The 10,683-nt window shown below is 64.2% G+C and carries 10 protein-coding genes and 1 pseudogene; 4 read left to right on the forward strand and 7 right to left on the reverse strand.

The annotated features are described in order from the left end of the window. Positions 1-753: 753 nt before the first annotated feature. A pseudogene (locus QTI66_RS38805) lies at positions 754-915 on the reverse strand (IS5/IS1182 family transposase); the annotation flags it as partial. A gap of 83 nt (positions 916-998) precedes the next feature. Here QTI66_RS38805 and QTI66_RS38810 point away from each other — a divergent pair. The 3 genes from QTI66_RS38810 (at position 999) to QTI66_RS38820 (ending at position 3,576) form a co-directional block, all read left to right on the forward strand. After that, complete coding sequence (locus QTI66_RS38810; protein WP_286565711.1) at positions 999-1,235, forward strand: hypothetical protein; 237 nt, start codon at positions 999-1,001, stop codon at positions 1,233-1,235. 24 nt (positions 1,236-1,259) lie between these two features. After that, the gene (locus tag QTI66_RS38815; protein ID WP_286565712.1) at positions 1,260-2,384 is read left to right on the forward strand and encodes a patatin-like phospholipase family protein; all 1,125 of its coding nucleotides are present in this window, start codon (positions 1,260-1,262) and stop codon (positions 2,382-2,384) included. Between the two features lie 793 nt (positions 2,385-3,177). Further along, positions 3,178-3,576: an ATP-binding protein gene (locus tag QTI66_RS38820; protein ID WP_444815100.1), complete on the forward strand. Its 399-nt coding sequence runs from the start codon at positions 3,178-3,180 to the stop codon at positions 3,574-3,576. Here QTI66_RS38820 and QTI66_RS38825 read toward each other — a convergent pair. Together QTI66_RS38825 and QTI66_RS38830 are read right to left on the reverse strand one after the other, a co-directional pair. Further along, complete coding sequence (locus QTI66_RS38825) at positions 3,542-4,255, reverse strand: response regulator (RefSeq protein WP_286565713.1); 714 nt, start codon at positions 4,253-4,255, stop codon at positions 3,542-3,544. The genes QTI66_RS38820 and QTI66_RS38825 overlap by 35 nt on opposite strands. 257 nt (positions 4,256-4,512) lie before the next feature. Continuing rightward, a complete protein-coding gene (locus tag QTI66_RS38830) occupies positions 4,513-5,601 on the reverse strand; it encodes an OmpA family protein (protein ID WP_286565714.1) in 1,089 nt (362 codons plus the stop codon). Between the two features lie 338 nt (positions 5,602-5,939). On the opposite strand from QTI66_RS38830, the gene QTI66_RS38835 reads away from it, so the two are divergent. After that, positions 5,940-6,389 carry a hypothetical protein gene (locus QTI66_RS38835; RefSeq protein ID WP_286565715.1) on the forward strand — a complete coding sequence of 150 codons (450 nt, stop codon included), beginning with the start codon at positions 5,940-5,942 and terminating at the stop codon, positions 6,387-6,389. Positions 6,390-6,566: 177 nt separating this feature from the next. On the opposite strand, the gene QTI66_RS38840 is transcribed toward QTI66_RS38835, so the two are convergent. Genes QTI66_RS38840 through QTI66_RS38855 form a run of 4 tightly spaced genes read right to left on the reverse strand, consistent with a single transcriptional unit; the run spans position 6,567 to position 10,494 of the window. Next, a complete protein-coding gene (locus QTI66_RS38840) occupies positions 6,567-7,598 on the reverse strand; it encodes a DUF2955 domain-containing protein (RefSeq protein ID WP_286565716.1) in 1,032 nt (343 codons plus the stop codon). Positions 7,599-7,610: 12 nt separating this feature from the next. Then, positions 7,611-8,789 carry an HlyD family secretion protein gene (locus QTI66_RS38845; RefSeq protein WP_286565718.1) on the reverse strand — a complete coding sequence of 393 codons (1,179 nt, stop codon included), beginning with the start codon at positions 8,787-8,789 and terminating at the stop codon, positions 7,611-7,613. Then, complete coding sequence (locus tag QTI66_RS38850) at positions 8,786-10,324, reverse strand: efflux transporter outer membrane subunit (protein WP_353506292.1); 1,539 nt, start codon at positions 10,322-10,324, stop codon at positions 8,786-8,788. Before QTI66_RS38850 ends, QTI66_RS38845 begins: the two co-directional genes overlap by 4 nt. Before the next feature lie 26 nt (positions 10,325-10,350). Continuing rightward, entirely contained in the window at positions 10,351-10,494 is a 144-nt protein-coding gene (locus tag QTI66_RS38855) for a hypothetical protein (protein ID WP_286565719.1), read from the reverse strand. Positions 10,495-10,683 lie beyond the last annotated feature (189 nt).

The following is a 10,683-nucleotide window of genomic DNA, read 5'->3' on the forward strand; positions in this document are numbered from 1 at the left end:
ACAGCGGGCGCCAGGAGCGTCCCCAGCACTGCCAATGCGGTGAGCGAAGCTGCGACTTTCATGGGAATCCCTTTCACGAAGGTTGAGAGAGCATGCCGAGCATGGCCCCATTCCAGGCGTGCCAACTTGACGTACGTCAGTCGCGCTCGAAATTGATTCACCGCGTGTTGAAGCCGTTTGATGTATTTGCGGAGCCGGCGGTGCGTTCCGGACGCGGCGTTATGGCGTCTTTCTCCAGGTGCCGCGTGTGAACGTGCTTGCCATTCGTCAATGCGCCGCGCGCATGCTCATATTGGTCGGGCGAGTGGCGCCTCTTCAGTAGCCCAACGGCGGACGCATGAAACTCGCTGGTCGACGGCCACAAGCCGCTGCAGACTGCATCGCCGACTGTCGACTGTAGATGTGCAGCGTCCAGACAGGCTGCGCGCCCGGATGGAGTATTCGCTCCGAGCGCAAACTCGTCCATGACGGCAGGACGGCCACCCTCTACTTCTCTGGAACCGATGGCTTGACGCCGCGTCATCGTGGCAAGTCGATCGAGATTGGGCCACGTCAAGGCGGCCGGCATCGTGCGCCCGGTGTATGCGCGATCGCTTCAGCAACAAAAAGGTCAAGGCCGCGCAGCGAGGTCGATGGCGCACGATTCAGCGCCAGCGACGCAACGGCATTTCAAGGACCAGATCAAGCCTCGATGCGATGGTCGAGTCGCCCTGATGTTCTTGTTTGCGAATGCCTTTGGGCCTTCGATGCCTCTCAGGCACCGCGCGGTGCGCACATCCTTCCCAGATTCAGCGCCATGCACACGGGCTTGAACTCGGCCTCGACCTTCTTCAGTCCCCACAGGCTGAATTGCCCGAAGCCCGGCACGCACTTGAGCCACCCATTGGGCGCCTCCACGATCCACTTCCTCTTTCGGTTGCCGTCATGTTCGCGCAAGGCTGTCGCCCCGCAGTGGCCATGACACCGCAAATGCAGGCGATATAGTTGCGGCCCAACGTATGGATCATTCATCGAGTGGGGCGAGTGCCTTCGCAAACTGGCTGTTGATGCTGGCGATCGCTTTGATGAGCGCCGGATGCAGCAGCACATCGTATTTCCGCAACCTGCCGATCAAAGCGACGGTCTCGACGGGTGGCTATCGAGCGGACCAGGCCTTCTTCGATCCAGACCAGGCCGATGTCGCCGTCGTGTTGTCGTTCTCTGGTGGCGGCTCAAGAGCGTCCGCGCTGGCATAGGAACTTTCGAAGCACCAGATCACGGTGCGGGGTCAATCGCGCCGGCTTCTGGACGAAGTGGATCTCATCTATGGCGTGTCAGGCGGGGCGGTGACGGCCGCGTATTACGGCGCCTACGGCGACCGGATCTTCTCTGAGTTCATCCCGAGCTTCCTGGGCATCGATTTCCAATGGGCTCTGGGCAGGGAGATCCTCAACCCGCTCGGGCTGGCGAGGCTGCTCGACCGCACGATCGGACGCGGGGACATTCTTCACGAGCGTCTTGACCAGATGCTCTTCAAAGGCGTCACCTTCGCGCAGATGAGAGAGCGGCCCCGCGTCGTGCTCGGCGCGACGAATCTGAACACAGGAGCCAGGTTCGAGTTCACGCAGGACTACTTCGACCTGTTGTGCTCGGACTTGTCGACATTTCCGGTTGCGCGTGCAGTGGCCGCCTCGACCACATTGCCTCTTTGGCTCGCGCCGATCACGATCGACAACTATGGCGGGCAGTGTGGCGAGTCGATGCGGGGCGCACTTCAAACGATGTCGCAGAACCGCTGGAGCCCCCGGGAACAGCTGTTGCTTGAGGACATGCTGAACTACACGAACGGAAAAGATCGCCCGTATCTTCACCTGGTCGATGGAGGGCTCTCGGACAACCTGGGCATTCGTGGCCTCTTTGACTTGGAGCCGCTTTCCCGGGGCAAGGCCCTGAGTGCTTCGCCGATGGAGATTCATATCCGTCGGTTCATCGTCATCACGGTCAATGCGGCCACCGATCCGGGCAGCACGATGGATGAAAGACCGGACATTCCGGACACCTATGCCGTCTTCAATGCGTTGGTGGATCTGCCGATGGCTCGCAAATCGCGCGAAACCGAATTGTTGGTCCGGGGCCTGGAGCGCCGTCATGCCGAGGATCTCGCGAAGGCCAAGGAGTCCGGGCGTCAGGGCATCGAGGACTACTACGCGATCAATGTGTCGTTTCGCAGCGTAGCCGACACGGCCGCCCGGCATTCTCTCCTGTCGCTGCCGACGACGTGGAAGTTGACGCGAGAACAGATTGAACTCTTGCGTGAAACGGGCGCGTCGCTGGTAAGGCAATCACCGGATTTCCAACGCTTGATGCGCGACATCGGAACTCAGCAAGTCGCTGCGCCTCGCTAGCGCGCCGACGCAACCCACAGGGCGCCGCGAGGCAACGGGGATCGCGCAAATCGGCGCAAGTGCCTGAAGCGCCAAGGTGGGGGCCGGGGGCCTTAAAACGAGCGAGGGCCAAACCGTCGCTTGCGCGCAGGGACCAAGCCATGAAGGTTCCACCCTGCGTCTCGCAGCACTGTCGCGCGAGCGTCGGCAGGAGGATTTGATGGGCAAAGGTGCTGGTTCAAAGATTCTGCGGCGATTGACACGCCACTTTGTTGCTTCGCTGCTTCGCTGTTCCAACGTCGCCAGCGCCGCTTCCTGGAACCAATCGAAGGCGAGACCGAGTCGGCAACGTTGGCGCCATGGTTTGCCTTGCGTGCCGGCGTACCCTGCCCTCCGCCCGAGACGGGCTGGACCCCTAACGCAGCAGCCGAAGGCCCCGGGCTTGAGCCCCAACGGGCGTTCTCGAACGGAACGAGGGATTGTGGCGGAGGGCGTTGAAGAAGGTTCCCGCATGACTGCGATCGCCCCACCATCACACAGGAGTGGCGGCCATTTCCATTTTTGGGGTGCTACCGCTCTGGTCCATCTTCCGGGCTTTGTGCCGTGCTTCGAGAGCGACGGTGGTAACGCCGATCCGTGTTTCTTCCGCTTGCCGCGACGATGCTTGCGCTGTGCGCCCATGACCTCCAGGGCAGTCCCGGTGCGTACATCAAGACGGCCATCTCGCTCCAAGTTGCCGGCTTTTCGTGTGCATGTTCCCGGATGGCGAAATGGCGCAGCTTCGACCGGCCACGCGCTGATCGATCACGGCGACATGGTGGTCTTCATGCGAACAAGGGAGTTGTTGCAAAGGCCGCAAACAGCTCGCCGGGATCTGCGCCTGCCCGGCGAACTGGCCAAGCTCGATCGCGTCGACTTGCTCGTCTTGGACGACCTGAGCTACGCGCGGCGGGACCAGGCGGAGACGTCCGTATTGTTCGAGTTCATTGACGAGGGCTACGAGCGAAAACGCATCGCCATTGCCGCCAGCGCGCCGTTCTCGGCGTGGGACGAGGTGTTCCCGGAGAAGGCCATGACCGTGGCCGCCGCCGACCGCCTGGTGCATCACGCAACGCTCCTGGAGATGAACGTGGACAGCACGCTCAATGTCCCCGCCCGGAGTCAACATGGACCCCGCGTCAGGGGGACCCAAAGGAAATTCCCAAGGCACTGAACCCTGGTGAGTCGTCAATGTGGTTGTCGAGCGCATAGCGAATCAGCTCAGCCGTGCTGGAAACCTCAAGCTTTTCCAGGATGCGCGTCTTGTGCGTGCTCACCGTCTTCACTGACAGGTGCAGCGAATCGCCAATCTCCGTGAGTCGGTGTCCGGCAGCGACGCGCCGCAGCACCTCGAACTCGCGGTCTGTGAGCAGCATGTGTCGCGGGGCCGCGGACGTCCCGTTGAACTGCTGCACCATCCTCTCGGCGAGGATCGCGCTGACGTACGCGCCCCCTGCCGCTACCCTGTTCACCGCGCCGACCAGATCGGTTGCAGCAACGTCCTTGGTGACATAGCCGTTCGCCCCTGCCTTGAACACCCTTAACGCGTATTGTTCCTCTGAATGCATGCTCAGGACCAGGACGCGAACGGCAGGAAATTCGGTCTTGATGCGCCGGACGAGATCCAGGCCGTTCATGCCCGGCATCGACAAGTCGACAAGCGCCAGGTCGTACTTGTTCTCGCGCAGGCGTTCAAGGGCCTCGAAACCCGTGGCAGCCTCCGTCAATTCCCAGTTGTTTTGCTGCGGATCGAGTACGCGCTTGAGTCCCTCCCGAACGATCGCGTGGTCGTCGACAAGGAGCAAATGGAGCGCCGGCTTGGCAGCGGCACCAGGTGTCACAGTGCTTTCCATGTGCGCGATCTTTGCCGAGGGCTTGCCGGCCTCGAACGATGACGGCAGATGGTCATGGCCCCCATGGGATTTGGCAAATCAGGTTTTGGCCCCACGACGCGTATTGCCCCGGCAAGCCTGAATCCAGTGCTGCAGCCCCGTCGGATCGACCGAAATCGCGTGACGGCTTGCGGCGGTCGCGGGACTTGCCATTCCGGTTGCCGCACTGGCCGGCCGTATCGTGAGCCGGCGCATGATCTGCCGGCCCACCCCGTACCCTAAAGCGCCTGCTCGCCCGTGGCGCGGATCTCCACGCGGCGGTTCGGCTCCAGGCAGGCGATGAGGGCCGTGCGGTTCTTGGCCTTGCCTTGGGACTTGCATTCGGCTTCGGTGATCCGCAGGTCCGTCTCGCCATGCCCTTCGGTCTGGATCACGCCTGCCGAAACACCCTGGTTCACCAGGTGGTCGCGCACCGCGTTCGCCCGAGCCAGCGACAAGCGTTGGTTGTACTCGTTGCTGCCAAGCGGATCGGTGTAGCCAACGATGACAACCGAGCGCGGCCGGAAGCCCGCGGACTTGTATTCCTGCAGCATGCCGTCGATTCGGGTGCGGCCCGTCGGTGTCAGCACGGCCTTGTCGAACGCGAACGTGCCGTCGGCCTTGATGTCGACGACGCGAGTCGTCTGGGCCGGCGGCGGCGGCGGAGGAGGAGCCGTTGCTGCTGGTGGAGGCGAAGGCGGGGGCGCCTGTGCCACACGCGGAGCCGGCCCGAGGGGGATCTGCAGGCCTACAGAGAACAGCCAGTCGTCCATGTGACCCCCGCTGGCGAGATGACTCCTGTTGTCGTCATAGCGGTAGCGCGCATCGGCCACCAGGCGACCCCATGAGGCAAACGGCCAGACGATGCCTGCCCCGGCGTTGGCCATGAAGCTCGTCTCGCTGACGTCATTGCCCCCCGGCCCCTTGATCTTGTCGTCGATGGCACCGATGCCGGCCACGAGATAGGGCTGCACACTGCCCGCCTGCCACACCCGGAATCCCTGGCGGCCCATGAAGAACCATTGTGCATCGAGCGAAGCGCTCCAGTTCTTGTATTCACCCGGACCGCCTGAAGTGGCATCGAGCTGCTCGTACTGGGTTCGCAGCTCAATGTTCCAGTAGGGACTGATCGCCTTGCCAATGGACAGCCCCCCACCCCAGCCGTCGTCGGCGCGGCGGGCATTGTCCGAATTGATGTATGTGCCGAAGGGGGTGAGGTACCAGCGGTTGTCGAAGTACTGGTCCGATGTGAAGGTCGACTGTGCAAGGCAGGCGGCATAGGGAACCGCAAGCACACAACACGCTGCAAGGGTGCGTCGTTTGAACATGAGCGCCTCACTTCCTGGTGGGTTGACTTGGCCGAAGCGATTGAAGCCGAAAAAGCATGCGGCCACTTCATGTGTTTGACGTACACGCAACCGACTGTGTCGGTCGCCCAGTGGGAACGAACGTCCGGTTTCAAATCTTTCGGCAGATGCGCTGCACAAGTGGTGCGACGGCAACGCGGAGCGGAAACTCGGGTTGCACGCGTCTGGCGGCGGAGCGGTGCCCTGATGTTCGGGAGGCCCTTATCCAGTGCCCCATGAACGCTGTTGGCGGTCTGACCTTGCCCCGTCGGCGCTGAGCTTCTTCCGCACTGACGGCCCCGGTTGGCGCAAGGCTCAGCGTGGGGCACCTGAGCCTGGGCCAACGCAGAACGACTTGTTGTGCATGCGGCGCTTGCACGTCTGAAGTCAAAGACAAAGTCGCTGAACCGGAAACTGCGATTGGCGAAAGGGTTGAAGAGGCGAAGCTGGACGTTGCGACGCGCGCCCAGCGAAGCGAGCGTCGCATCGAGCCCCGCGGTGTTGGCATCGTCCAGCAGCAACCGGACGCGCACGCCGCGTTCAGGCGCCTCCCACAAGGCCTCCCAGAGCAACTGGCCAGTGGTATCGGCATGCCAATTGTGGTACTGCACGTCGAGCGCGCGCCGGGCCACATGCGCGAGCCCGACGCGCGCAGCAAAGGCGTCCTGCGCAAGCGAAAGCGGATGCATGCCGGACTGCTGCGGGTGCGCATCGGTCCGCCCACGAAGCGCCTGGCCCAAGCTCGTGTTCGCCAAGTTGTGGCTGCATGAAAGCAGCGGAAGCAGCGAAAGCGGCCCGTTGCATATTGAGCGACATCGACGAGCAGGCGGACGCGAAGCATCGCGTTGCCCCTGAAGCGGCAATCCGTGAACGATGGTGTCCGACTTCAGTGCATCCCACAGGGCAGGGCGCCATGCCATCGAGGTCGGTTTGCAGCTCCTGTGTCTTCAAGTGCGCCGCAGCGACGGCGTCTTCGATCGCCAGGCACGCAGGGTCTCCAGCACCCACACCGTTGCCCATGCGTAAAGCGCAACGAGGACGAAGAGAGCGACGCGCGTGAGGGATGCGGTGAAAACGTCCTTGCCGCTGGCGCTGTCCTCGATGGCGGGGCCCAGGAGAATGAACATCGTGATCAGCGCGTTGATCCAGTACGAAGGCGCAAATGAAGTGCGCCGCACGCGAAACAACCTTGCGCCGGCCCAGAAGGCAGCGGCGACGATCCACAGCATCAGCATCCACAGGTTCGGGCGCAGCGACAGACCCATCCACACGACCGCCGCCATGGCGGCGCCCACCAGCGTGGACCCTACCAGTTCACGCCCCGCCGTCCGGGCGTTGGTGGCGCAGGCTTGCTGGCCCAGGGTCACCGTCTTCATGATGGCCGCGAGGTAGAAGGCCGGGTTCGTCAGTGCCAGAACAAACACCGGCATCACCACCAGCGTGGCCCGCGCGGCTGTCCAATTCTCAGACGAGCGACTGACCGGGCCGGGCGATTGCGCCGCCTTCCCGGCAGGCAGTGGCGCATCCGGAAACAGCGCGTGGGAAGCGCTGCTGACAACCACCCCCGTGCACAGGCCGACCGCAAGCGTCACGGCAAGCACGGGAGCAAGCGCCTGCTGCACGATCCCTGCCACCGGAATCAGCGTGACCATGATCACCAGGATCGTTGTCAGCGGACTGGCACTGAGGGCGCCCTTGAAGAACACGCTGTAGAGCAGCGCGGCCGTCAGCACGATGCCGGTGAACGCATAGTTCTCCAGGATCGGCACCATCAACACGCCGGCCACCAGCAGGCCGACGACGACGACGGCCGCGATCAATCCCTTGGCGAAGGGAAGCGGTGGCCCCGGCTTGCACAGCTGCAGCACAGCCATGACACACACCGCGAAAGGCAGCGGCAGCGCCAGGCCATAGGCGACCAGCACCGCCAAGCCCATGCCAACCGCGAGACGCAGCACGGCCTTGTCGCCGCGGTTCATGGCAAGGCCCGTTCAGTACACATAGGACAGGTAGCTCATGAAATGGATGAAAGCCGTGCCCAACCAATTCATCAGCCCATGGTCGCCGGTATAGATCAGCACCTCGGCTTGGCCGCCGAGGCGCACGCCGCGCAACCGGGCGCGCTCCGCTTCTTCGAACTCGACGGCCACCGGGAAGCGCTGCGCCTGTCGCAGCCAGTCGCGGCTGTTCTCGATCGTCGACAGCGTGCCCGGCGGCGGCGGCTTGCCCGAACCCACGCCGCTGCCCACGCTGCGAACCCGTCCCTTGAAGACTTCGCCGGGCATCGCGTCGAGCGCAATGGCCACCCGGTCGCCGGGCTCGACGTTGCCAAGGTTGTTCTCCGTCATCTCGGCATTGATCCAGACATCACCCGTCGCGACCAGTGTCAGCACCGGCGCGCCGGCCTGTGCAAACTGCCCGACATCGGTTCGCAGGTCGGTCACGCGGCCGCGTGCGGGCGCGACGACCTCCGTTCGCTTGACGTCGAGTACGGCCTTTTCGATGGCCGAACGGGCACTGACCAACTGCGCGTTGTTTTCACCGCTCTCGCCCGCGGACTCCTGGGCACGGCGCAGGTCGGCTTCGGCTGCTTTTTCCTGGCTGCCGGCGCGGATGCGGGCGGCGTGCGTGGTCTCGACGCGACGCACGGAAATCGCGCCAGGGTCTTCCTTGTAGATCTGCTTCATGCGCGCGTCGTCCTGCTCGGCGCTCACGCGATTGGCCGCTGCGGCCTGCACGGCTGCCCGGGCGGCTTCGACGGCGGATGCCGACGCGTTGACGGAACGCCTCACCGATTCATAGTCCGACCGGCTTCGCTGCAAGGCGATCTGGTAGGAAGTCGGATCGACGTCGAACAAGCGCTGCCCGGCCTGGACTTCATCGTTGTTCTTGACGTGCACCTTCAGCACCTTGCCGGAAACCTCAGCGGCCACCGGCACCACGAAGGCCTGCACGCGCGCCTGCGAGGTGTAGGGCGTGAGCCGGTCCGACACGAAGTACCACGCCAGGCTCAGGACGATGAGCACCAGCACGACGATGGCACCGATGCGGCTGGCTTTGCCGGCTGGCGACTGGATGGGCACCGGTTCTGGTGTTGGTGTTGACGTCTGCGCTGCTGTGGACGTCGGCATGGACGCCTTCGGTTCGGGCCTTGCGGTTTCCTGGGTCATGGTCTTGCGCCTCCGGGAGGTGTCGTTGAGGCATTGGCGCCGGGTGGCGGCAAGGGGGCCGCCAGCATGTCTTTCCAGTTGCTACGTTGACTCATGGTTTCCTGTGTCTGGTCATCGACCACGGGCCGGCTTCGGCCCTGCTCCCAGCCACCGCCCATGCCCTTGTAGATGGCAATGAGGCTCTGCGTCAGGTTGCCGCGGCTCGTGACCAGCTGGTCTTGCCCGGCAAAAAAGGCTCGCTGCGTATCGAGCACGCGCTGGAAATCGGTCAGCCCTTCGCGGTACTGGATGTTGGCAATGTCGAGCGAGCGCTGCGCGGCCTGCACGGACTGCGTGAGCAACTCGATCTGCTCGCGCGTCCTGGCAAAAGCGACGGCCGCGTCGTCGACCTCGCGAGCCGCGCGCAACACCGCGTCCTGGTACTGCTCGTAGAGCTGCTGGAAGCGCGCGTCCTGCAGCAGCACGGTGTTGGTGAGGCGGCCATGGTCGAACACGTTCCACACCAGGCTGGGGCCCAGCGCCCAATTGAGCGCCCGCGTCGAGGCGCCCAGCGACGTGGCCGAGACACCAATCGAGCCGAGCAGCGAGATCGACGGATAGAGATCCGCCTCGCTCACGCCGATCAACGCGGACTGCGACGCCAACAGCATCTCCGCGGCCCGGACGTCCGGGCGGCGACGCAGAAGGTCGGCCGGCATGTCGACGATGGCGTCCAGTTCGGCCGTGGGGATCACGTCCTTGCCCGTGGCCATCTCGGGCAATGGGCCGGGCGCCCGGGCCAGCAGGGTGCTCAGCGCGTTCTGCGTCTGGCGCAGCGCAATCTCGAGCTGCGGAATGGTGGCCAGCGTGCCCAGGTACTGCGCCCTCGCCTGCTGCACATCGAGCTCGGAGTCGTTTCCGCTCTTGAACAGGCGCTCCGTGATCTCCAGGCTGCGCCGTTGCAGCGCAGCGTTCTCCCTGGCGATGCGAAGTCGCACTTCGAACGTGCGGATCGAACAGTACAGGGCCGCCACCTGCGCAGCCATCAGCACCTGCACGTCGTCGTACTGGGCGATGCTGGCGAAGTAGCCGGCATCCGCGGCCTCGATGCTGCGCTGGAATTTGCCCCAGAAATCGATTTCCCAGCTGGCGCGCAAGCCTGCCGCAAAGGAGACGACCTGGGTATCCCCGCCGCCGGGCCTTCGCTCGCCCACACTCAGCAGTTCGCCCGTCGCTTGCTGCACCTGTGGGTAGCGCGTGCTGCCGGCGATGCCGAGCTGGGCGCGCGCCTCCATGATGCGAAGGCCGGCGGTCCGCACGTTGGGGTTCACGCGTTGCGCCTGCGCGATCAGCTGGTCGAGCACCGGGTCATGGAAGTTGCGCCACCACTCCTGGACCTCTTCACGGCCGGGCTTGGGCCTGGGCGCCACAGCTTCGAGCGAACCGCCTTTCCAGTTGTCCAGCCACGGCACACGAGGCCGCTCGAAATTGGGGCCGAGCGTGGTGCAGCCGCCCAGCAGCATGACGCCGGCCAGGGCGACGAACGCAAGGGGCAAGGGCTTGTCTCGCAACGCGCTCACCATCACTGGAGCAGTGCCGTGGGCGCCGCGATGGGAACGGTGCCCGCCAGCACCCCCAGGGTGGCCGCGCGGCCCTGGTTGCCGCCGGGGCTGGGGACGAGCTTCTGATGCGCCGGTAGCCTCACCGCCAGCATATGGATCGACATGATGATTGTTCCCCTCAGTTCCCCAAAGCGAAGAATGCGGACCTGCTGCGCATGGCGGCCGGGCCAATGAGTATCACCCGGTCGCCGTGACCTCTGCAGCGATTGGCTCGATGACGCGGTCGGTGCCAGCCAACTGTGTCCCGGTCAACTACGGCGGCATGGTCTACCAGCAATGCGGAAGCACCTGGT

Origin of the sequence: Variovorax brevis (assembly GCF_030317105.1) — a bacterium.
GTDB classification, from domain to species: Bacteria; Pseudomonadota; Gammaproteobacteria; order Burkholderiales; family Burkholderiaceae_C; genus Variovorax; species Variovorax brevis.